Annotated in this window: 19 protein-coding genes and 1 tRNA gene; 8 read left to right on the plus strand and 12 right to left on the minus strand. The window is 68.0% G+C overall.

All coding sequences use genetic code 11. From position 1 onward, the window contains the following. Window positions 1-73: 73 nt before the first annotated feature. The 7 genes from ptsN to IEV99_RS01880 form a co-directional block, all read right to left on the minus strand. The gene (ptsN, locus tag IEV99_RS01850; RefSeq protein WP_188516028.1) at window positions 74-541 is read right to left on the minus strand and encodes a PTS IIA-like nitrogen regulatory protein PtsN; all 468 of its coding nucleotides are present in this window, start codon (window positions 539-541) and stop codon (window positions 74-76) included. A gap of 87 nt (window positions 542-628) precedes the next feature. Continuing rightward, window positions 629-1,219, minus strand: coding sequence for a ribosome hibernation-promoting factor, HPF/YfiA family (hpf, locus tag IEV99_RS01855; protein ID WP_188516029.1), 591 nt, complete (start codon window positions 1,217-1,219; stop codon window positions 629-631). A gap of 116 nt (window positions 1,220-1,335) precedes the next feature. Further along, window positions 1,336-2,901: an RNA polymerase factor sigma-54 gene (gene rpoN / locus IEV99_RS01860; protein ID WP_188516030.1), complete on the minus strand. Its 1,566-nt coding sequence runs from the start codon at window positions 2,899-2,901 to the stop codon at window positions 1,336-1,338. Window positions 2,902-3,254: 353 nt separating this feature from the next. Beyond that, window positions 3,255-4,067 (minus strand): LPS export ABC transporter ATP-binding protein, encoded by an 813-nt coding sequence (gene lptB / locus IEV99_RS01865; RefSeq protein ID WP_188516031.1) that lies wholly within the window; start codon window positions 4,065-4,067, stop codon window positions 3,255-3,257. Between the two features lie 320 nt (window positions 4,068-4,387). Continuing rightward, window positions 4,388-5,071, minus strand: a complete 684-nt coding sequence (locus IEV99_RS01870; protein WP_244643460.1) for an LptA/OstA family protein — start codon at window positions 5,069-5,071, stop codon at window positions 4,388-4,390. Next, window positions 5,068-5,754, minus strand: coding sequence for an LPS export ABC transporter periplasmic protein LptC (gene lptC, locus IEV99_RS01875; RefSeq protein WP_188516032.1), 687 nt, complete (start codon window positions 5,752-5,754; stop codon window positions 5,068-5,070). Before lptC ends, IEV99_RS01870 begins: the two co-directional genes overlap by 4 nt. A gap of 174 nt (window positions 5,755-5,928) precedes the next feature. Next, window positions 5,929-6,543, minus strand: a complete 615-nt coding sequence (locus IEV99_RS01880; protein WP_188516033.1) for a ribonuclease D — start codon at window positions 6,541-6,543, stop codon at window positions 5,929-5,931. Between the two features lie 351 nt (window positions 6,544-6,894). On the opposite strand from IEV99_RS01880, the gene IEV99_RS01885 reads away from it, so the two are divergent. Further along, window positions 6,895-7,290, plus strand: coding sequence for a DUF1801 domain-containing protein (locus IEV99_RS01885; RefSeq protein ID WP_188516034.1), 396 nt, complete (start codon window positions 6,895-6,897; stop codon window positions 7,288-7,290). Between the two features lie 92 nt (window positions 7,291-7,382). Here the strand turns inward: IEV99_RS01885 and IEV99_RS01890 are convergent. Further along, window positions 7,383-7,469, minus strand: a tRNA-Leu gene (locus tag IEV99_RS01890). Window positions 7,470-7,703: 234 nt separating this feature from the next. Between IEV99_RS01890 and IEV99_RS01895 the strand changes: the two genes are divergently transcribed. Together IEV99_RS01895 and IEV99_RS01900 are read left to right on the plus strand one after the other, a co-directional pair. Beyond that, on the plus strand, window positions 7,704-8,072 hold the full coding sequence (locus IEV99_RS01895; protein ID WP_188516035.1) for a hypothetical protein: 369 nt from the start codon (window positions 7,704-7,706) through the stop codon (window positions 8,070-8,072). A 34-nt stretch (window positions 8,073-8,106) separates the two neighbouring features. Beyond that, window positions 8,107-9,105, plus strand: a complete 999-nt coding sequence (locus IEV99_RS01900; protein ID WP_188516036.1) for a complex I NDUFA9 subunit family protein — start codon at window positions 8,107-8,109, stop codon at window positions 9,103-9,105. 15 nt (window positions 9,106-9,120) lie between these two features. Here the strand turns inward: IEV99_RS01900 and IEV99_RS01905 are convergent, their stop codons facing one another. The 4 genes from IEV99_RS01905 to IEV99_RS01920 form a co-directional block, all read right to left on the minus strand. Beyond that, complete coding sequence (locus tag IEV99_RS01905; RefSeq protein ID WP_188516037.1) at window positions 9,121-9,828, minus strand: sulfate transporter family protein; 708 nt, start codon at window positions 9,826-9,828, stop codon at window positions 9,121-9,123. Between the two features lie 19 nt (window positions 9,829-9,847). Further along, window positions 9,848-10,327: an MmcB family DNA repair protein gene (locus IEV99_RS01910; RefSeq protein ID WP_188516038.1), complete on the minus strand. Its 480-nt coding sequence runs from the start codon at window positions 10,325-10,327 to the stop codon at window positions 9,848-9,850. A gap of 9 nt (window positions 10,328-10,336) precedes the next feature. Then, the gene (locus tag IEV99_RS01915) at window positions 10,337-12,631 is read right to left on the minus strand and encodes an NADP-dependent malic enzyme (RefSeq protein WP_188516039.1); all 2,295 of its coding nucleotides are present in this window, start codon (window positions 12,629-12,631) and stop codon (window positions 10,337-10,339) included. A gap of 542 nt (window positions 12,632-13,173) precedes the next feature. Then, complete coding sequence (locus IEV99_RS01920) at window positions 13,174-16,023, minus strand: DNA methyltransferase (RefSeq protein WP_188516040.1); 2,850 nt, start codon at window positions 16,021-16,023, stop codon at window positions 13,174-13,176. 258 nt (window positions 16,024-16,281) lie between these two features. On the opposite strand from IEV99_RS01920, the gene IEV99_RS01925 reads away from it, so the two are divergent. From IEV99_RS01925 to IEV99_RS01945, 5 genes are all read left to right on the plus strand, one after another. After that, on the plus strand, window positions 16,282-17,577 hold the full coding sequence (locus tag IEV99_RS01925) for an MFS transporter (protein WP_188516041.1): 1,296 nt from the start codon (window positions 16,282-16,284) through the stop codon (window positions 17,575-17,577). Between the two features lie 83 nt (window positions 17,578-17,660). Further along, window positions 17,661-20,381 carry a DNA mismatch repair protein MutS gene (gene mutS, locus IEV99_RS01930; RefSeq protein WP_188516042.1) on the plus strand — a complete coding sequence of 907 codons (2,721 nt, stop codon included), beginning with the start codon at window positions 17,661-17,663 and terminating at the stop codon, window positions 20,379-20,381. 80 nt (window positions 20,382-20,461) lie between these two features. After that, window positions 20,462-20,926, plus strand: coding sequence for a pilus assembly protein N-terminal domain-containing protein (locus IEV99_RS01935; RefSeq protein WP_188516043.1), 465 nt, complete (start codon window positions 20,462-20,464; stop codon window positions 20,924-20,926). A gap of 156 nt (window positions 20,927-21,082) precedes the next feature. After that, window positions 21,083-21,667, plus strand: a complete 585-nt coding sequence (locus IEV99_RS01940; protein WP_188516044.1) for a TadE/TadG family type IV pilus assembly protein — start codon at window positions 21,083-21,085, stop codon at window positions 21,665-21,667. Then, on the plus strand, window positions 21,667-22,314 hold the full coding sequence (locus IEV99_RS01945; RefSeq protein WP_188516045.1) for a TadE/TadG family type IV pilus assembly protein: 648 nt from the start codon (window positions 21,667-21,669) through the stop codon (window positions 22,312-22,314). The genes IEV99_RS01940 and IEV99_RS01945 overlap by 1 nt, the downstream gene beginning before the upstream one ends. The last annotated feature ends 81 nt before the right edge of the window (window positions 22,315-22,395 follow it).

Raw genomic sequence — 22,395 nt, forward strand, 5'->3', positions numbered from 1 at the left:
CCGGGCGTCGAGCCCGGCATCGGCTGGATAGCTTTGCCTTCGGCTCGCAATGACGTGAGGGTGGAGGGACGCGTCAGGCCGCGTTGGACGAGTTGGCCGTCTGCGTCAGGATGGCGTAGATCGCGTCCGCGTCGCGGGCGGCGCGCAGCTTGGCGGTGATGGCCGGCTCGCGCAGCACGCGGGCGACCCGGGCGAGCGCCTTGAGATGGTCAGCGCCGGCCGCCTCGGGGGCGATCAGCAGGAAGATGAGGTCGACGGGCTCGCCATCCAGCGCCTCAAAGTCGATCGGCTTCTCCAGCCGGGCGAACAGCCCGAACAGTTTCGGCGACTTGGCGAGCTTGCCGTGCGGTATCGCGATGCCGTGCCCGATGCCGGTTGAACCCAGGCGCTCGCGCTGCAGCAGCGTGTCGAAGAGGTCGCGCTCCGGCAGGCCCGAGAGCGCGGAGGCGCGCTCGGCCAGGTCTTGGAGTGCCTGCTTCTTGGTGTTTGCCCTCAGAACGGGCAGAACCGCCTCGGGTGTCAGGAAGTCGGAAAGCGGCATGGTCGCCTTGTCTTCATGGATGCGCGCCGAACCAGACCCGCGTAGCACGAAACGGGCCAAGGATCCGTGTACGGAAGGGCACCGGGATCAGGCGCCGGCGGTCGCCGTGATGGCGGGAGGGTCGATCCACCCCAGGTTCCCGTCGGTCCTGCGGTAGACCATGTTCACCCGCCCGCTGCCGGCGTGGAGGAACACCACGACGGGCGATCCGGTGAGGTCGAGCTCGATCACGGCCTCGCTCACCGAGAGCGTGCGCATGTTCTTCTTGGTTTCGGCGATCACCAGCGGGTGGAACTCCTGCTGCGGCTCCTCGTCCTCGTCGAGGTCGGGAGTTTGGATCACCGAATAGGGCGCCTCCACGACGCGGCCTGCGGCCTGGGCCGGCCCGCGATCCTTCAGGCGGCGCTTGTAGCGGCGCAGGCGCTTCTCGATGCGCTCGGCCGCCTGGTCGGAGCTCGCATAGGGATCATGCGCCGATCCTTCGGCCTGCAGCGTCACCCCGGAGGCGAGGTGCAGCGTGCAATCGGTCCGAAAGCCCGTGCCTTCGCGCTGCACGATGGCGTGGCCCGAGAAGCCGCCGTCGAAATACTTGGCGATCGCCGCCGTGACACGGTCGACGACTTGTGCCCGCAACGCTTCGCCGATGTCCAGATTTTTGCCCGAGACGCGCAATGCCATTGGGTCCACTCCCGGTCGCCTTGTGCCCGGCGACAAATGGACGGGTCCAAGCGCCCCGTCTCTCTGGTCGGCAAGACGTAAGGACGGCCAGTTTGGAAGTCAATGCGGCTGGCGTCTTAACCCCGCGCCAGGGCGGCGGCGCTCAGCGCCATCTTCTCGCGGCGTCGCTCGACCGAAGACGGAATCCTCAAGCCTTCCCGGTACTTGGCGACGGTCCGCCGGGCGATGTCGACCCCCGAGTCGCGCAACTTCTGCACGATGGCGTCATCCGACAGCACGTCCTGCGGGCTCTCGGCGTCGATCATCTGCTTGATGCGGAATCGCACCGCCTCGGCCGAATGCGCCTCGCCGCCCCGCGTCGCCGCGATGGAGGCGGTGAAGAAGTACTTCATCTCGAAGATGCCGCGCGGCGTGGCGACGTATTTGTTGGAGGTGACGCGCGAGACGGTCGATTCGTGCATCCCGATCGCGTCCGCGACGGTGCGCAGGTTCAGGGGCCGCAGATGCTGCACGCCCAGCGCCAGAAACGAATCCTGTTGCCGCACGATCTCGGTCGCGACCTTCAGGATCGTGCGGGCCCGTTGCTCCAGGCTCCGCGTCAGCCAGTTGGCGGTCTGCAGGCAGTCGGTCAGGTAGGTTTTGTCGGTGTCGCTCTTGGCCGATCCCGACACCTTGGCGAGGTAGCTCTGGTTCACCAGCACGCGCGGGAGCACGTCGGAGTTGAGCTCTATGAGCCAGCCGCCGTCCGCCGCCTGGCGGATATACACGTCCGGGATCACGGGCTGGATCGGCGAGCCGCCAAAGCGCAGGCCGGGCTTGGGGTCGAGCCGCCGCACCTCCGCGACCATGTCGCTGAGGTCCTCGTCGTCCACGCCGCAGAGCCGCTTCAGGCTGGCGAAGTCGCGCCGGGCCAGAAGGTCGAGATGCGCCAGCAGGGTCGCCATGCAGGGGTCGAAGCGGTTCTGCTCCTGCAGCTGGAGGCGCAGGCATTCGGCCAGCGAGCGGGCGCCCACGCCCGTCGGCTCGAAGCTCTGCACGATGGCGAGCACGCGCTCCACGGCCGCCAGCGGCACGCCCAGGCGCTCCGCCACCGGCTCGATCGGCTCGGTGATGTAGCCGGACTCCTCCACCAGATCGATCAGCGACAGGCCGATCAGCCGCTCCACCGGGTCCTCGGTCGCCACCTGCAACTGCTCGGTCAGGCTGTCATGCAGCGACCCCTGCGCGGCCACGAAGGCTTCGAGGTTGACCTCGTCGTCGCCGTCGCGTCCGCCGCCGCCGACGCCGCTCCAGTTCGTGGAGGACAGCCCCAGCCCGTCGCCCGCCTCGCCCGTGGTGGAGCGCGGCTCGGCCGTCAAGGCCGGCGCGTCGTCCGGAAATACGTTGTCGAAGCTGGTGTCCTGGCGGTCGTCGATCTCGCCGCGCTCCGGCGTCATTTCGGCTGGCGCCCACTCGGTCTCGCCCGACGCCGCGTCGCCGGCCTCGAACGCATCGGCCGTGCGCTCGACCGGCCCGTCGGGCTCCTCGGCCCTCTCCAGCAGGGGATTGCGCTCGAGCTCGGCGTCAACGTAGTTCACCAGCTCGATGCTGGAGAACTGCAGCAGCTTGATCGCCTGCAGGAGCTGCGGCGTCATCACCAGGGACTGCCCCTGGCGGATTTCCAGCCGCTGAGAGAACCTCATATCGTATCGCGCCCCACACTTCGGCGTGACCACGCAGGTCCCGGCACGAAATTTGCTGGGGCAGTTTTACCGCGCTTTTTACAGGCTGGTCAAAGGGGCGAGCCCGACTAACGCGTCCGGTGTTTAACGAATTGCGTCGTCGCGGCCGGGCGCGCAACCGCCTTTGGCGTCAGGCGGGGAATCACAACCACAAGGCGCTGGTCGAGACAGAACACGACGCCATTTCGGGCGACCCCCCATTCCCTCGCCTGCGAGACGCAGGCCCAAGCGGGCTGCTCCTTGGGATCACGGCATTCAGGGTTTAACGAGCCTCGCTCAGCCGAGAGGTGCTGGGGGAAGGATGCGTTTTCCGCCTAGAGCCGGAAGTCCTCGCCCAGATACAGCCGCCGCACTTCCTCGCTCGCGATGATCTCGTCGGGCTTGCCCTCCATCAGCACCCGTCCCGAGTGAATGATGTAGGCGCGGTCGATCAGCCCCAGCGTCTCGCGCACATTGTGGTCGGTGATCAGCACGCCGATGCCGCGGCCGGTGAGGTGGCGCACAAGCGCCTGGATGTCCCCGACCGCAATGGGGTCAATGCCCGCGAAGGGCTCGTCCAGCAGCATGAAGGACGGCCGCCCCGCCAGCGCACGGGCGATCTCGCAGCGCCGCCGCTCGCCGCCCGAGAGCGCGATGGAGGGCGACTGCCGCAGCCGCTTGATGTCGAATTCTTCCAGCAGCGAATCGAGGTCCGCCTCGCGCTTGTCGCGGTTCGGCTCCACCACCTCGAGCACGGCCCGGATGTTGTCCTCCACGTTCAGCCCGCGGAAGATCGAGGCTTCCTGCGGCAGGTAGCCGATGCCCAGCCGCGCGCGCCGGTACATCGGCAGCGGCGTGATGTCGTGCCCGTCCAGCGAGATCCGGCCGCGATCGGCCTTCACCAGCCCGGTGATCATGTAGAAGATCGTGGTCTTGCCTGCGCCGTTGGGACCGAGCAGTCCGACGGCCTCGCCCTGCCGCACGGTCAGGCCCGCATCCTGCACCACGGCGCGGCCGCGATAGCTCTTGGCGAGCCCGCGCACCAGGAGAACGCCGGGGCCGCCCTCGTCATCCATCCCGACGCCCATGCCGCCCGGGGCCGTGGGCTGGCCGGGCGCGCTCTCGTGTTTGCGGGACAGAAAATTCATGAGCTCGGGGTCCGTGTGGCGCGGAGCGCGCCTGTCCTAGCCAAGGACAGGCCAACCCGCAATCATCTCGCAGCGTGGCCGGGCGGCCGAAGCCGGCCAGCCCTGGTCATCCGCAACCACAAACTCTGGCTGCTACTCCGACACTCCCACCCTGGGAAGCAGCCCCGCTTGGGGCTGCGTCCCGGGAACGAGGAACTCCAGCAAGCTCATCCGTGGAGCGCTCTGGATCCCCCCGGCCTTCAAGGCGCCAAGCGAAGCCGCTCGGCTCCTGTCGACGAGGGGTGGTGTAGTGGACGCTCCACCAAGGCTCTTGGTGAATCTCAGCTCTTCGGCTTTGCCGGCGCGGCCGGCTTCTTCTTGGCGTCGGCCTCGTCGTTGCCGGGCACGAAGAAGCCCTTCACGCGGCCGCCCTCGACGATCGCGACGCCGGTTTCGGTGTTGTAGACGAGCTTCTGGCCCTTGGTGACGTTCTCGCCCTGGCTCAGCGCGACGTCGCCCGTTAGGACGATGCGGTTGGAGCCCCGGTCGAACACGCCCTCGTTGCCGGTGGCGATCTGGTCCTTGTTGATCACGATCACGCCGCCCTTGGCCTCCACGCGCTTGAGCTGCGTGCCGCCTTCACCCTCGCCATCGGCGGCCGGTGCTGCGGCGGGCGCAGCCGGTGCGGCGGCGGGGGTTGTGGCGGGCGTCGCCTGGCCGTTCGCGGCCGCCGGGGCGGTTTTGTTCTGCCGCTCGAAGTACACGATCATGGTCGGGCACTTGATCGTGGTGTCGCCCTGGATCGCGATCACGTTGCCGGTGTAGATCGCCCGCTGCTCCTTGTTGAACACTTCGAGCTTGTCGGCGTCGATCTTGATCGGCTCCTTGGAGTTGCCGCCGAAGCCCGGCAGGCCGGCGCTTTTCTTGGCCGGGGTCTGCGCCGTAGCGGGGGTCGCGGCGGCCAGCGCCAACGCGCCGGCGGCGACCATCAACGCGAGGGTGGGGCGGGCGAAAGCGCGGATCATGGAGTCGTTCCCTTGGCCTGGCCGGCGGGCCGGTCGCTCTGGTCGGACAGCATCACAGTGTGGACGCGCCCCTTGAAGATCACTACCTGCCCGTTGTCCAGCATTTCGAGCGCGTCGGCGCGGATCGTGCCGCCCGTGAACTTCATTTCGATCGCCTCGGTGGATTGCACCGTGCCGGCCTTAAAGTTCACGTCCGCGACCTTCATCAGGACATCGTAGCCCGTGTCGGTCTTCACCCGCACGTCGTCCTTGAGCTGGATGGCCTCCGCCTGCGAGTTGTAGACGCCGTTCAGCGCCTCCACGTTGGCGAAGCCCTTGTCCTGCAGGGCGATGCGCGCCTTGATGTCCTTGAGCTCGATCACGTTGGGGTTCTTGACGTCGGATGAGGCCCAGCGGGCGGTCACCTCATAGGGGCGCTTGTCCTTCTTGAAGCCCGAGAGTTTCGGGGCCTCCATCGTCACCTTGGTGCCGTTGATGCTGAGCGGCCCCACCGACACGCCGTCCGGAATGGCCCGGAACGGGTTCCAGAACGCGAAGAAGCCTACCCCGAGCACCATCAGCACGGCGCCGACCGGGATGATGCGCCGCAGCCAGCGCACGCGCCCGGAGTGGCGCAACGCCGCATCGTAGCGCCGCTGCGTTCCGGGCGTCTGCTGTCCGAACCGCGTGCTTCCCGTCGCCATGGAGGCTGGTGATCTCCGTCTGGGCTGTCGCAAAGGGCGAAGCCGGTGTCCATCCGCCGGATCGCGCCTGTCGTGGCGCGCGTATCGCTGGCCCTGCGTCGGGCTCGGCGGCAAAGTTGTAACGCATAGATGGGGCGCCCGGCCGGAATTTGCCAGCGTCAGCCCGTCACGTGCTTAAGCGTGGGCAAAGATATCCGTTTCGGCCCAGCCAAGTAAATCCAGCCGCGCGCGGGTTGGCAGGAATGTGAACGCCGCCTGCGCGAGGTCCGTGCGGTTTTCCCGCGCCAGCATTGCGTCGAGCTTCAGCTTCATCGCATGCAGGTGCAGCACGTCCGAGGCCGCGTAGCTTTGCTGCGCATCCGTGAGCGTCGCCGCGCCCCAGTCGGAGGATTGCTGCTGCTTGGAGATTTCCTGCCCCAGCAACTCGCGCACGAGGTCCTTCAGCCCATGCCGGTCCGTATAGGTGCGAACCAGCTTTGAGACGATCTTGGTGCAGTACACCGGCCCCGGCATCACCCCGAAGGTGTGGAACAGGACCGCGAGGTCGAAGCGCGCAAAATGGAAAAGCTTGGTCACCTGCGGGTCGGCCAGCAGCCGCTGCAGGTTGGGGGCGCTCGTCTGGCCGGCCGCGATCTGCACAAGATCGGCGTCGCCGTCTCCCGAGGAGAGCTGCACGAGGCAAAGCCTGTCGCGCAGCGGGTTGAGCCCTAGGGTCTCGGTGTCGATCGCCACGATCGGGCCAAAGGAGGCGTGATCGGGCAGGTCGCCTTGGTGCAGTCGAATGGTCATGAGAAACCGGCGTCCGGAGAGCGGCCGGGGCGGCGCGCGTTGCCTAGCGCGTTACCACGGTTTCGCCGCCCGGAACCACCGGTTTCTGAGATCATGCCCGTCGATCAGCGCAGTCCAAAGAACGACAGCACCGCAATTACCACAACCACCAGTCCGACGATGTAAATCACGCTGTTCATGTCCAGCCTCCGTTTGAAAGATGCCCGAATAACGGCGTGACGACGGAGATCGTTCCGGCAGCGCTCAAGAATCAACGACGCCTCTATTGTGGCGGCCGCGCGCTCGCTCCCGGCTCTTGCCTGACCGCCTGAACCGCGAGAGCCTGCACGGCCAGCATGGGAGCCCGCCCTCATGAACACCGAAGGACCGACAGAACCGCAATCCGCCACGCAGGCGATCGACGCAAAGATCGCCGGGCTCGGCGACTGGCGCGGCGAGGCGCTGGCGCGCGTCCGCGCGCTGATCCGGGCGGCCGAGCCCGACGTCATCGAGGAAGTGAAGTGGCGCGGCGTGCCGGTCTGGTCGCTGGCAGGCATCCTGTGCACGGGCGAAACCTACAAGGCGGCCGTGAAGCTGACCTTCCCCAAGGGAGCCTCGCTGCCGGATCCCGCTGGCCTGTTCAACGCCAGCCTCGAAGGCGGCACGCGACGCGCGATCGACATTCACGAAGGCGAGGCTCCGGACGAAGACGCCTTCATTGCGCTGATCCGGGCCGCCGCGGAGTTGAACCGCGCAAAGCGCAAATAGCCTGGCCAGCCGCAGCCCAACAAAAAAGCCGCCCGAAGGCGGCTCTTTTTCGTTGGGCCGGGCTCCACCGCGCCTGCATGGCAGGGTTGCGATGGTGCCCAGGAGAGGACTCGAACCTCCACGTCCTTTCGGACACTGGCACCTGAAGCCAGCGCGTCTACCAATTCCGCCACCTGGGCCCGGCGCGCTTTCTAAGGGGGGGATTCAGGTGTGTCAACGCCGCCTCGGGCCCATTCGCGAACAATCTTCGGCCGTCGGTCGACCATCCCAGGCGCGGCCCCGTTCCGGCCATCGGCGAAACGCTCCCGAAACCTCAACTTGACTGTGCGGGCGCGTCGCGGCGGTCTGCCCTTGTCAGGACGCATTCTCGGCCCCACCATATCACCATGGCAAAAAGCCCCAGAGGCGATGCGATGAACACGAACGCCGGCCGCAAACTCCCGCCGCTCATGAAGCGGCACCCGGTTCTGCGGCTCGTGCTCGAACACGCGGCGGTTGGCGCGCTGCTTGGCCTTGTTTTCGCGGTCGCGCTGCTGGCCTTCGACGCACACGGCCTGCGCCGGCTGATCGCCGAATCGGACAGCGGCTACGTGGCGTTCGCGATGCTGGCTGTCGGCTTCATGGTCACGTTCGGCAGCCTCGTGGCGGGCGGCGCCATCATGTCGCTGCCCAAGGGCGACGACGACGGCCCGGGGGGCGGACGCCGGTACCGTTTGCAGCCCATTCCGGTGCGCGCCAGGTCCTCGCGTCGTTCGTCCTCTATACAGCGCGACTGGCATTGACTAAGAGCCTCCTGTTACGCGCAGGAGACCGGCCATGATCCCGACGTCCAACCAACTCGTCACCGTTTTCGGCGGGTCCGGCTTCGTCGGGCGGCACGTCGTGCGCGCGCTGGCCCGCCGCGGCTACCGCATCCGCGTCGCGGTGCGCCGGCCCGACCTCGCGCTGTTTCTCCAGCCGCTCGGCCGCGTCGGCCAGATCCACCCCGTCCAGGCCAATTTGCGCTTCCCCGCCTCCGTGGCCTCCGCGATCGCGGGCGCGGACGCGGTGGTGAACCTCGTCGGCATCCTGAGCGAGGGCGGCAACCAGACCTTCACGGCCGTGCAGGCCGACGGCGCCAGGGCGGTCGCGGAAGCCACGGCCGCCGCCGGAATCACGCGCCTCGTGCAGATGTCGGCGCTGGGCTCCGACCCCGATTCCGAATCGGACTACGCCCGCACCAAGGCGGCCGGCGAGGCCGCCGCCTTCGCGAGCGTGCCCGAGGCCGTTGTGCTGCGGCCCTCCATCGTGTTCGGCCCCGAGGACCAGTTCTTCAACCGCTTCGCGGCGCTCGCCCGCATGTCGCCCGTGCTGCCGCTGGTCGGCGGCGGCGAGACCCGTTTCCAGCCGGTCTTCGTTGGCGACGTGGCCGAAATGGTGTGCCGCGCCATCGACGGGACGATCCGCACCGGCGTGGTCTACGAGTGCGGCGGCCCGGAGGTGAAGACCTTCCGGCAGATCCTCGAATACGTGCTCGCCGTCACCGGCCGCAAGCGCCTGCTCGCGCCGCTGCCTTTCGGCGCCGCCAACATCCAGGCCGGCGTGCTGGAGTTCATTGACAAGATCAGCCTCGGCCTGCTGCCCGACGCCCTCAAGCTCACGCGCGACCAGGTGCGGCTGCTGCAGGTGGACAACGTGGTGTCGGACGCCGCCAAGGCCGAAGGCCGCACGCTGGAAGGCGTCGGCCTCACGCCCGAGCTCATCGAGGCGGTGGTCCCGTCCTATCTCTACCGCTTCCGGGCCCGCGGCCAGTTCGACGCCAGCAAGTTCGCCTGAACGTCGAAGCGTCGCCTAGCGGGCCGGCAGCGCCGCCCGGGCGTCCTCGCGCGCCGACAGCCGTTTGTGCACGTGCACCATCAGAGCCGTGCCGAACAGCGGCGTCAGCAGGTTCAGGATCGGCACCGCCACCATGCAGGCGATGATGAAGCCGGCGAACAGCACCGTCCCGGCGTTGCGCTCGCGCATCGCCCGCACCTCCGTGAGCGGCCGGAACCGCCCCGCCGCCAGCGCGAAATATTCCCGCCCGAGCAGATAGGCGTTGGCGGCCAGAAACGCCGCGATGTTGATGGGCGGGATCAGCAGGAAGATCAGCGCCACCAGGTTCACCAGCAGCGCCACCCCGGCGAACCGCACCGCCTCCCACAGCGCAGTGGCGGCCGGCAGCGCCGTTCCGGGCGGGTCGGCGGGATAGTGCAGCGCCTCCACCTTCTCGGCCACGTCGTCCAGAAAGAAACCCGCCACCAGCATGCTGACGGGCGGGATCAGGTAGCCGAGCCCGATCACCAGCCCGAAACCGGCCAGGAACACCGCGTAGGCGTCCACCCACGGGTGCTCGGCCACAAAGGCGGAGCTGCCGAGCCAGTAGGCGAAGAGCTTGGTTAGCGCCGCCCAGATCAGCGCCAGCAGCACGGCCGTGAGGCCGAGCGATTTCCACAGCACCTTCCGGAACGGCGGCGACAGGATCTGCCGGAAGGCCCGGAGAGCGGCGTCGATGATCATGGGCGGGGGATCCTGAGCGTCACAGCATGCCGCTGCCGGCCTCGGGGTCGAACAGCGCGTGCAACCGGCCCGCGCAGGCCTGACCGAAGCGGATCAGCAGCGCCTTGCGGGTGGCGGCCGGCATGCGGTGCTCGTCGGGGTCGCGCAGCACCGCCGCCCCGTAGGCGTCCGCCACGATCAGCCCGGCGTCGGGCGGCATGATGCCTTCCGGCACGTGGCCCGGAATGGCGAAATAGAGCCGGTCGCAATGGGCCCGGTAGTCCGGCCATTTCCGGTCCGTCCGAAAATCCTCGACGCTGGACTTGATCTCGACGATCCACACCGAGCCGTCCGGCCCCAGCGCGACGATGTCGGCCCGCCGGCCGGACGCCAGCGGCAGCTCGGTCACGGAGGCGAAGCCGAGCCCTGTCAGGAGCCGGCGCGTGCCGCGGCACACCGCCGACGCTGTTTCGGACTGCCGCCCGTCCACGGGCGGAGGGAGAATCGCGGATGCAAGCATCCTGCGAGTTTATCCCCCCACGTTGAACGCCGCCAGCGCCGCCATGTTGACGATGTCGGTGTCCTTGGCCCCCAGCGGCACGATCTGCACGGCCTTGTCGAGCCCCACCAGCAGCGGCCCGATCACGGTGGAGCCGCCCAGGCTCGCCATCATCTTGGTGGAGATGGAGGCCGAGTGGAACGCCGGCATCACCAGCACGTTGGCGGCGTCCGACAGCCGGCAGAACGGGTACTGGGTCATCAGCTCCCGATCCAGCGCCACGTCGGCAGCCATCTCGCCGTCATACTCGAAGTCGACGCGCCGCTGGTCGAGGAGGCGCACGGCCTCCTGCACATGCGCGGTGCGCTCGCCCGGCGGATGTCCGAAGCTCGAGAACGCCAGCAGCGCCACCCGCGGCTCGTAGCCGAGCCTGCGCGCCACGCCGGCGGCCTCGATAGCGATCTCGGCCAGCTCCTGCGCGCTCGGCAGCTCCGTGATGGCGGTATCCGCCACCAGCACGGTGCGCCCGCGCGCCAGCACCAGCGAGATGCCGATCACCCGGTGCCCGGGCTTGGGGTCGATCACGTGGCGCACGTCGTCCAGCGCCACCGAGAAGTTGCGCGTCACGCCCGTCACCATGGCGTCGGCGTCGCCCAGCGCCACCATGGCGGCCGCGAAGTGGTTGCGGTCCTGGTTGATCATCCGCTGGCAGTCGCGGAACAGGTAGCCCTTCCGCTGCAGCCGGTCATACAGGTACTGCGCGTAGGCCGTATTCCGGTGCGACAGCCGCGCGTTGTGGATCTCGATGCCGCTCTTGCCGTCGATCTCCAGCCCCACCTGCCGGGCGGTCTCCTTCACGCGCTCGTCGCGGCCCACCAGCACGGCGGTGCCGAGCCCCTGGTTCACGAAGCTCACCGCCGCGCGGATCACCTGCTCCTCCTCGCCCTCGGCGAAGACCACGCGCTTGGGATAGCGCCGCACCCGCTCCACGGTGCGCTGCAGCGCGCCGGCCACCGGGTCGCGCCGCGCCGAGAGCTGCGCCTTGTAGGCCCCCATGTCCACGATGGGCCGCTGCGCCACGCCCGAATCCATGGCGGCCTGCGCCACCGCGGCCGGCACCCACGAGATCAGCCGCGGGTCGAACGGCGCCGGGATGATGTAGTCCCGCCCGAAGCGCGGCCGCGCCCCCTGGTAGGCGGCCGCCACCTCGTCGGGCACGTCCTCCTGGGCGAGCTGCGCCAGCGCGCGCGCCGCCGCGATCTTCATCTCCATGTTGATGGTGGTGGCCCGCACGTCCAGCGCGCCGCGGAAGATGTAGGGAAAGCCCAAAACGTTGTTGATCTGGTTCGGGTAGTCCGAGCGCCCCGTCGCCATGATCACGTCGTCGCGCACCGCATAGGCGTCCTCGGGCGTGATCTCCGGGTCCGGATTCGCCATCGCGAAGATGATCGGGTTCTCGGCCATGGAGCGCACCATCTCGGCCGAGACCGCGCCCTTCACCGACAGCCCGAAGAACACGTCCGCGCCCGCGATGGCCTCGTCCAGCGTCCGCAGCGGCGTCTCGATGGCGTGCGCGGACTTCCACTGGTTCATGCCCTCGGTGCGGCCCTTGAACACCACCCCCTTGGTGTCGCACAGGATCACGTTCTCATCCCGGAAGCCGAGCGCCTTCAGGATCTCCAGCGACGCGATGCCGGCCGCCCCCGCGCCGTTGCACACCAGCCGGGCGGTCGCGATGTCGCGCCCGGTGAGCTGCAGCGCGTTCATGATGCCGGCCGCCGCGATGATGGCGGTGCCGTGCTGGTCGTCGTGGAAAACCGGGATCTCCATCAGCTCCCGCAGCTTCTCCTCGATGATGAAGCATTCCGGAGCCTTGATGTCCTCCAGGTTGATGCCCCCGAAGGTCGGCCCGAGATAGCGCACCGCCGCGATGAATTCGTCCGGGTCCTCGGTGCCGATCTCCAGGTCGAACGCGTCCACGTCGGCGAAGCGCTTGAACAGCACCGCCTTGCCCTCCATCACGGGCTTGGACGCCAACGCGCCGCGGTTGCCGAGCCCCAGGATGGCGGTGCCGTTGGAGATCACTCCGACGAGGTTGCCCTTCACCGTCAGGTCATAGGCCTTGGACGGATCCTCGGCGATCGCCAGCACCGGAATGGCGACGCCCGGCGAATAGGCCAGCGACAGGTCCCGCTGCGTCGTCATCGGCTTGGTGGCGACGACCTCCAGCTTCCCGGGCCGGCCGCGCGAGTGAAACAGCAGCGCCTCCTGGTCCGTGATGGTGGGGCGGGTGCGTTTCCTCGGTGTCTTGTCGTTGTCGGTCATGGCCAGCCCGGTCTTCTGCACGGATGCGGGCGGCCAACTTACGGACCGGCCTGATGTTTCTCAAGCGCGATGGCGTGCGACGATGGGGGGAGGGGGAGGTGAACCGGGATGACGCGCCTCCGCCCGCCACCCCCTCCCGTCATTGCGAGCGCAGCAAAGCAATCCAGACGCCGGGCGGCGCCTGCGAAGCCGGGGCCGGCCCCCCTCTCCCGCCAGCGGGAGAGGGGCAGGGGTGAGGGCGCCCGCCCCAAGCCCACCGCGCTGTCCACCCGGTCCCGCACCCCTCCACCGTCATCCCCGGGATCGTCCCGGGGATCCACACGCTGGGCTCCCGCGTGGATGGCCGGGTCAGGCCCGGCGATGACGCACAACGAGGAGTTAAGCAGCTATCCCGTCACACCCGCCAGTCCTTGCGAGCGCAGCGAAGCAATCCAGGCCTAAAAGCCGGGCCATTAGACTAAATTGCTTCGCCTCCGGCTCGCAATGACGGCGAGACGGTGCTCCTCACTGAACAAAAGCGCATTAGTAGAAGCATCTCTGAATTAAGCCGCCGCCTTAGCACGGCGCTTTTTTCGAGTCTTTGCGGCGTCAATCGTCAGCAGGTTTGCTGTGAGCTTCTCATAAAGCCCAAACAGGTGCTCGACCCGTTCGCGGTCTGACGAAAAAGGTTCGCGCCGGTAGAGGCGATCAATCGCAAGGTCGAGGGAGCGGTGGGCCTTGCGGAGGTCGAGCGGCATGGTCTTGGTGTCGTAGAGATCGGCCAGCGTTGCGCCGGGATGGGCGTCGCGCGCGTCGAGCACGCGTTGGGCAAGACCACGAATGACTTCCATCTCGATTACATCGGCGTGGGGCCAGGGAAAGGTGTTGTAAACAACGCCAACGGAATACATGTAGTCGCTCTTCATGCGCCCGGTGATCGTACGCGTCCATGCCATATGCATTTGCGAAGTGAGTATGCCAAAATCCCATAGATCGGCGTCCAGAATTATCCGGAGCTTATCACTTGGAATGCTAGGTGGCGCTAGCCATCCAATAGGTATGTAGTCTCGAAATTCAGAACTTGTCTGGGGTATCACAAGGAAAGGAGCGCTAGGAAGGACGTTCACGTGAAAAAGGACAGGCGTGGTGGCGAGCTTCACTGTTCCTGCGTTCCTCGCCGTTCCGGCCTTTTCTGAATTCCGAGCGCCTCTCTTGCCGCGGCGAAACTCTGAAACTTGAGTCAGGCGTTCCGATATCAGCTTCAAGAGGCGGAAGACATGCGGAGGTTCAGCCTGCAAGCACAAGATCCAACGCATTCGCCCGTTTATGTATTCCGCGGCACCCAAATAAGGGCGCAGAAATTGAGACAGTTGAGGCGTCCGGAGACAGCCTTCGTTTTTTTCATCATCAGTAAAGGTCAGATAACCGCCGTCCAGCGGCTTAGATCCGGTGATCATCGTCTTTGAAGGACAGAGAGGACGCGGCACTTCGTGCACGACGATGTATCGAGATGATAGGTTGCATGCGTCCGTAAGATATGCAGTCAGCGCCGAATGCCGCGTCTCCACAGGATCGCCGTTGATTTCCTCATACGAGAACAGCCGTTTTTCTTTCGGCTCGTCCTCTCGGCGCACGAGCCCGAGAATAACGCAATGGACATGAGCAGCACCTTTGGCATCGGAAAGCCACTGAAAGGTGCGATGGGCAAAAGCAATTTCCAATCCGTAACGCTGGAACAGGATGGGCCAGAGTTGGGCCACCTGTTCGCCCTGCGTAATCGAATTTGTCGCCACAAAGCCGATTCGCGGCGCAGCTTCCGCGCTGGCGCGGATATAGGCGCCGGCCTTGATGAACCACGCGCAGACATAGTCGAGCGTCCCCCCGGTCTTGCCGAGTGATGCGATGCCGATCATCTGCGCACGTTGTTGCTCGCTTTGGTTTTTCGCTCCAATGAAGGGCGGGTTCCCGAGGACGTAAGAACAGCGCTCGGGCGGCAGCAGCGACGCCCAGTCCGCCTCCAGCGCGTCGCCATGGAGGATGTTGGGCGAGGCTCTCAGAGGGATGCGCAGATAGGATTTCCCGAACTCGGCCGAGAGCCGGGCGTTCATGATGTGGTCCATCATCCACATCGCGACCTCGGCGATGCGCGCCGGAAACTCGCCGATTTCGATCCCGTAGAACTGGTTGACGTTGATGCGGGTATAAAGACCGATGTCGGTGACGAGTTGGGCGGCCGGAAGCAGCTCGCGCATTACCTCGATCTCCAGCAGCCGCAACTCGCGGTAGGCGATCACGAGGAAGTTGCCGCAGCCGCAGGCGGGATCGAGAAAAGTTAGCGCGCCCAGCCTGTCGTGGAACTCTTGCAGCGCGCGCCTGCGGCCGTTGTCGAGCCGCGCCCTGATGCGGGAGAACTCCGCCCGGAGGTGGTCGAGGAACAGCGGCTGGATAACTTTCAGGATGTTCTTTTCGCTGGTGTAGTGCGCGCCCTTCTTGCGCCGCTCGGCCTTGTTCATGACCGACTGGAACAGCGAGCCGAAGATGGCCGGCGAGATGTTCTGCCAGTTGAACCCGCAGGCGTAGAGCAGCTTCTCGCGCATGGCGCGGTCGAAGGCGGGCAGCGGCAGGCGCTCGGCGAAAAGGTCGCCGTTGATGTAGTCGAACTGGGCGAGATCGGCGTCGAGCGTGGTCTGCCGCTGGTCAGCCGGCGTATTCAGCACCTCGAACAGGTGCGAGAGGCGTAGGCCAAGGTCCGAGCCATCCTCGCTGGTGCGGTGGACGATATAGTCCTCGAAGGCGCCGAGCGGATTGAAGATGCCCGTGTCGTCCGCAAAGAGGCAGAACACGATGCGCACTAGGAAGCGCTCGAGCGCGTGGCCGGTGTAGCCGGAGGCTTCGAGCGCGTCGTGCAGCGCGCCCATGACCTCGGACGCCACGATGTTGACGGGGTCCTGGTCCTTGAAGACCCGCTTTTCCTGCCCAACGATGAAGCCGAAGTCCTGCACCCGGTCCGGCAGGTCGGGCAAACGGAAGCGAATCGGTTCGTCGGGACGGGTGTCGAGATCGAACAGTTCGAAAGTCTGGAAATCCGAGAGCAGCACGTAACGCGGCAACTCGTCGTCGCGCAGTCCTGGAAAATAATCGAGCGCTTGCTTCCGGGCGGGTCTGAGGTCTCGGCCGGCTGATTTCTGCTCCACGAGCAGCTTGCCCGGCCAGAACAGGTCGATGAACCCGCGCTCGCCCGGCCGTGGCTTCACCGCGCGTTCGAACGACGCTACCCGTCGGCGCGGGACGCCGAATACTTCGAAAAAGTCGTTGTAGAAGCTTTGTGTCTCGCCCTTTTCGTACGCCGCATCGCTCCACTCGCGGGCAAAATGGGCCGCCCGGGCACGTATGTCGTTCCAATCCAGTCGCATGGCACCGCAATGACCTTTGAGAATAAATTGATTTTAATCATTTTCGTGTTCGCGTGAAGCAATCGTCGGCTGTAAATTGCAAGCCAAGGGTAAGTAGCTTTCTGTCCCTCATCCGGTCCTTCGGACCACCTTCTCCCGGGGGGAGAAGGCGCTCACCCCCTCCATCCCCACCGCCGCCTGAAACCCTCCGCGCCGCGTTGCATTTCCAGCAACATAGCAACGCGAGCCCGTGGACGCGCCACGGTGGGGAGTTCCAGCATGGCGGTCTTGGAGGGGGCCGCCTCGGCCCGGGGTGGGGCGCGGGGCGACGGGGAAGCGCGCGCCGGGCGGGCGCTGGACGCCGTGAACTTCACGCTCGCGGACGTGCGCGATGGGCTCGGGCCCTATCTGGCGATCTACCTGCTCGCCGTGCGCGGGCCGCAGCAGGGGTGGGACGAGGCCACCATCGGCCTCGTGATGACGGTGGCGGGGATCGCCGGGCTGGTCGCGCAGGCGCCGGCCGGGGCGCTGATCGACCGGACGTCGCGCAAGCGCGCCGTGATCATCGCGGCCGCGCTCGCGGTGACGCTGAGCTCGCTGGCGCTGCCCTTCATCAGCTCCTTTGCGGCCGTGGCCGCCACGCAGTCGGTCGCCGCCGTGGCCGGGGCGGTGTTTCCGCCGGCGCTGGCCGCCATCACGCTCGGCATCGTCGGGCCCAGGCATTTCGCCCGGCGGGTCGGCCGCAACGAGGCGTTCAACCACGCCGGCAACGCCGTCTCGGCCGCGATCGCGGCCGGTTGCGCGGCGCTGTTTGGCCCCATCGTGGTATTCTGGCTCATGGCGCTGCTCGCCGTGCTGAGCATCGGGGCGACGCTGATGATCCCGGCCGACGCCGTGGACGACGCCGTGGCGCGCGGGCTGGACCACCGGGCCGGCGAGCCCGACGAGGCGCCCTCGGGCTGGCGCACCCTGCTGGAGAACCGGCTGCTGCTGCTGTTCGCCGTGCTGGCCGCCCTGTTCCACCTCGCCAACGCGGCCATGCTGACCTCCGTGAGCCAGTTGTTGTCGCGCCTCGCCGGCAAAGAAAGCGCGACCTCGCTGGTGGCGATCTGCATCGTGGCCGCCCAGGTCGTGATGGTCCCGGTCGCCATGCTGGTCGGCGCCAAGGCCGACGCCTGGGGCCGCAAGCCGCTGTTTCTGGCCGCCTTCGGCGTGCTGGCGCTGCGCGGCGCGCTCTACACGCTGTCCGACAACCCCTACTACCTCGTCGCCGTGCAGTGCCTGGACGGCGTGGGGGCGGGCGTCTACGGGGCGCTGTTTCCCGTGGTGGTGGCGGACCTGACGCGCGGCACCGGCCGCTTCAACGTCGCCCAGGGGGCCGTCGGCGCCGCGCAGGGGCTCGGCGCGGCCGTGAGCGCGACGCTCGCCGGGGTGATCATCGTGAGCTTCGGCTACGGGGCCGCGTTCTGGAGCCTCGCCGCCATTGCGGCGGTGGGCTTTGCGCTCTACGCCGCCGTGATGCCGGAAACCCGCGGGCGGGGGAGCAGCGCCGCCGCCAGGCCCGGCCCGGGCTGACGCGCGCCGCCGGGCTGCAATTCCCGTGGACAAGCCGGGCCCGGGGCCGCGCCTTCCGGGGCGGGCTCTGGTAGCGTCCGCGCATGACTGTTCAAGGCCCCGCCCTGACCCTGCCGGACGCCGCGCCCGAGGCGCCGGACGCGCGCCTCACGCCCATGATGGCGCAGTATCTGGAGATCAAGCACGCCAATCCGGATTGCCTGCTGTTCTACCGGATGGGCGATTTCTACGAGCTGTTCTTCGGCGACGCCGAGATCGCGTCGCGCACGCTCGGCATCGTGCTCACCAAGCGCGGCAAGCACGCCGGCGAGGACATCCGCATGTGCGGCGTGCCGGTGGACCGGGCCGAGGACTACCTGCAACGCCTGATCGCGGCCGGCCACCGCGTCGCCGTGTGCGAGCAGCAGGAGGACCCCGCCGAGGCCAGGAAGCGCGGCGCCAAGAGCGTGGTGAAGCGCGGCGTCGTGCGCCTGGTCACGCCCGGCACGATCACGGAGGAGACCCTGCTGGAGCCCGGCCGCGCCAGCCTGCTGGCCGCCGTGGCGCGCGTGCGGGCCGGGGAGGGGTGGACGTACGGGCTCGCGGCCGTGGACATCTCCACGGGCGCGTTCACGGTGGCGGAGGCGTCCGAGGGCGCGCTGGCGGCCGAGATCGCCCGCCTGGAGCCGCGCGAGATCCTGGTCCCGGACGCGATCCTGGACGAGCCCGCGCTGCGCGCGCTGTGGCGCGAGACGCGCGCCCACGTCACCCCGCTCGCCCGCGACGGGCTGGACGCGGCCTCGGGCGAGCGGCGCCTGTGCGCGTTCTATGGCGTGAGCTCGCTCGCGGGCTTTGGCGCCTTCGCGCGCGCCGAGATCGCGGCCGCGGCTGCGGCGGTCGCCTATGTGGAGCGCACGCAGCTGGGCGCGCGGCCGCCCCTGTCCGCGCCCGCGCGCGAGGCCGCGGACGCCTGCATGGCCATCGACGCGGCTACGCGCGCCAGCCTGGAGCTCACGCGCACGCTCGCGGGCGAGCGCGCGGGCAGCCTCCTGGCCGCGGTGGACCGCACGCTCACGCCCGCCGGCGGGCGCCTCATGGCCGAGCGCCTGGCGGGCCCGCTCACGGACGCGGGCGCCATCAACGCGCGCCTGGACGCGGTCGCGTGGCTCGTGGACGACCCCGCGGCCAGGTCCGCGTTCCGCAGCGCGCTGAAGCGCGCGCCCGACATGGCGCGCGCCCTGTCGCGCCTGACGCTGGAGCGCGGCGGCCCGCGCGATCTCGCCGGCCTGCGCGACGGGCTCGCGGCCGCCCGCTCCCTCGGCGCCGCCCTCGCGCAGGCGGCCGTCCTCCCCGCCGAGCTCGCGCAGGCGGGCGCCGTCCTGCGCGGCATGGACGGCGCGCTGGAGGCCGCGCTCGCGGGCTGCCTGGCGGACGAGCTCCCGCTCAACAAGCGCGACGGCGGGTTCGTGCGCGCCGGCCACGATCCCGCGCTGGACGACGCGCGGGCGCTGCGCGACGAGAGCCGGCGCGTGGTCGCGGCCCTGCAGGCGCGCTACGCGGAGGAGACCGGCGCCCGCACGCTCAGGGTCAAGCACAACAACTTCCTCGGCTATTTCGTCGAGGTCCCGCAGGCGGTGGGCGAAACGCTGGTCAAGCCGCCGCTCAACGCCGTTTTCGTGCATCGCCAGACCATGCAGGGCGCGATGCGCTTCTCCACCGCCGAACTCGGCGACCTGGAGAGCCGCATCGCCTCTGCGGCCGACCGGGCGCTCGCGCTCGAACTCGCCCATTTCGACAGGCTGCGGGAGATGGCCGTGGCGGGCGCGGCCGGCCTCAAGGCGGTCGCGGCGGCGCTGGCGCGCATCGACGTCGCGGCCGCGCTGGCCGACCTCGCCGAGGCCGGCGGCTGGGTGCGCCCCGCCGTGGACGACAGCCTCGCCTTCGCGATCGAACGCGGGCGCCATCCGGTCGTGGAAGCCGCCCTGAAACGCGACGGCCAGCCCTTCGTGGCCAACGACGCGGACCTCTCCGCGCCGGAAGGCGGCCGCGGCGGCCGCATCGCGCTGATCACCGGCCCCAACATGGCTGGCAAGTCGACCTTCCTGCGCCAGAACGCCCTGATCGCCGTGCTGGCCCAGATGGGGTCCTTCGTGCCCGCCGCCCGCGCGCATCTGGGCGTGGTGGACCGCCTGTTCTCGCGCGTCGGCGCGGCCGATGATCTCGCGCGCGGACGCTCCACCTTCATGGTGGAGATGATCGAGGCCGCGGCCATTCTCAACCAGGCGACTCCACGCTCGCTGGTGATCCTGGACGAGATCGGCCGCGGCACCGCCACCTTCGACGGCCTCTCGATCGCGTGGGCGACCATCGAGCACCTGCACGAGACCAACCGCTGCCGCTCACTCTTCGCCACCCATTTCCACGAGCTCACCGCGCTGGCGCGCCGGCTGCCTCGGCTGCTGAACCTTACCGTGCGGGTCACCGAGTGGCAGGGCGACGTCGTGTTCCTCCATGAGGTCGCGCCCGGCGTGGCGGACCGCAGCTATGGCGTGCAGGTGGCCAAGCTCGCCGGCCTGCCGCGCGCCGTGGTCGACCGCGCCCGCATGATCCTGGACGAGCTCGAAGCGTCCGAGCGCCAGGCGCCGGTGGATCGCATGGTGGACGACCTGCCGCTGTTTGCGGCGGCGCGCCCTACCGCCGGCTTCGCCGAAGCGCCGGCCGGCGCCGATCCGCTGCGCGATGCGCTAAAGGCCGTGGACCCGGACGCCCTGTCGCCGCGCGAGGCGCTGGAGGCGCTGTACCGCCTCAAGGCGGCGGCGCAATAGCGGGCCCAACGCCACGCATTAGCTGAAAATTCACCAATCCCCATCATGCTCACCAAAAGGTTTACAGCGGGGATCGAGTGATGCTGGGCGCTTCCAAGACACTGCGCGTGGGTGCGAAACTGGGCTTGCCGGTCTTCGCAGGCCTGTTGGCGTTCGCAGGCCCGGCCGCGGCGCTGGACAGCATCGTGGTGCAGACCGACCATGCCCAGGTGCTCAAGCTGCCGCCCAGGGCGACCACAATCGTGATCGGCAATCCGATGATCGCGGACGTCGCCGTTCAGAAAAACGGCTCGATGGTGCTCACCGGCAAGAGCTATGGCGAAACCAATCTCATCGCGCAGGATTCCAGCGGCGCGGTGATCGGCGAGTCCAGGATCCGGGTGGAGGCTGCGTCGGAGAACATCATGGTGGTCCAGCGCGGCATGGAGCGCGAGACGTATTCCTGCGCGCCGAACTGCCAACCCACGATGTCGCTGGGCGACGTGCAGCGCCACTTCGAGAGCGTCGGCGCACAGACCACCAACCGCAACCAGCTCGCGAAGTAATCGCCGCCGGAACCCTCGCATTCTGCCGGATATATTCGGCTTTGATTCATTATACGCGCAGGTTGAGCGCGCAATTGCGCTGAACCGAAACATACTCTCAACCGGTCCTGATCAATCGTCCAAGGCGCGACGATGGTTCCGTATCGGAGATTGAGGATGCAAACGTCCAACTCGCCACAGGCGAAGCCTGGACCGGCCCGGCCGCGCAAGCGCCGTGGCGTCTTCGCACGTTTCGGCCGTGATCGGCGCGGCTCCGTCGCGGTCGAGTTCGCGATGCTGGCCATTCCGTTCATCAGCCTCGTCTACGCGATCTTCGAAACCTCCATGGTGCACATCACCGGCCAGGTGCTGCAGACGGCCGTCACCGACGCGTCGCGCCTGGTGATGACCGGCCAGGCCCAGTCCGGCGGGTTTGACGCCGCGAAGTTCAAGACGGAGGTCTGCAACCGCGTCAAGGCGATGTTCGACTGCCCGACGCTCCTGAAGGTCGACGTCCGCGTGGCGACATCATTCGGCGCGGCGGACACGTCGCGGCCGCCGGTGAACTCGGGCAACCTGGATACAAACAGCTTCGCGTATGCGCCAGGTGGTCCCCGCACCATCAACGTCGTGCGCGCCGTGATCGCCTATCCGATCATCCTGCCGCTCATCGGCCAGACCTTCGTGAACCTCAACGGCAACAAGCTCCTGATCATGGGCACCGCCGTGTTCCAGACCGAACCTTTCGCGGTGACGCCGTGATGACCGCGTTGATGACCCGCCTGCGGCATGTTCCGGCTCTGCGCCGCGTGCTTTCGGCTGCTTCCGATACGCGCGGCGTCGCCGCCGTGGAGTTCGCCCTGATCCTGCCCGTGATGCTGGTGCTCTATATCGGCTCGGTGGAGGTTAGCCAGGGGCTCAGCGCCGACCGCAAGGTCGTGCTCCTCACCCGCACGCTCGCCGACCTCGTGACGCAGAACGACACGCTCAACAGCACGCAGGTGAGCCAGATTATGTCGGCCGGCACGGCCGTGATGTCCCCGATGGCGGCCAGCCCCATCGAGATGCGCATCACCAGCGTGGCGATCTCGGACGTCTCCGGCAAGGAGGCGACCGCCTGCTGGAGCCAAGCCAGCACGAACTGGTCGGGCACGCCGGCCAGCGCCTTTCCCAAAGGCTACATCTTCAACACCATCCAGGTTCCCACGGCCCTGCGGGCCGACCCCGGGACCTCCGTGGTGCTGGCCGAGGTGCGGTATCCCTACAAGCCCGTGATGGGCTACGTGATCACCAGCACACTCACGCTCAGCGAGCGCATCTTCATGCGTCCGCGCATCGCCGCCTATGTGAGCAACACCGACGTCGCCAACAGCGGCAAGCCCACGGCCGCAAGCGGCCCCTGCACCTGAGACCACGGCATCGACCGCCACCCTCCCCTTGAGGGGGAGGGTGGCGGTCCGCGCCGTTCGGGAGGCCGCACTCCGTCATCA

Source organism: Alsobacter metallidurans, from assembly GCF_014636935.1.
GTDB classification, from domain to species: domain Bacteria; phylum Pseudomonadota; class Alphaproteobacteria; order Rhizobiales; family Beijerinckiaceae; genus Alsobacter; species Alsobacter metallidurans.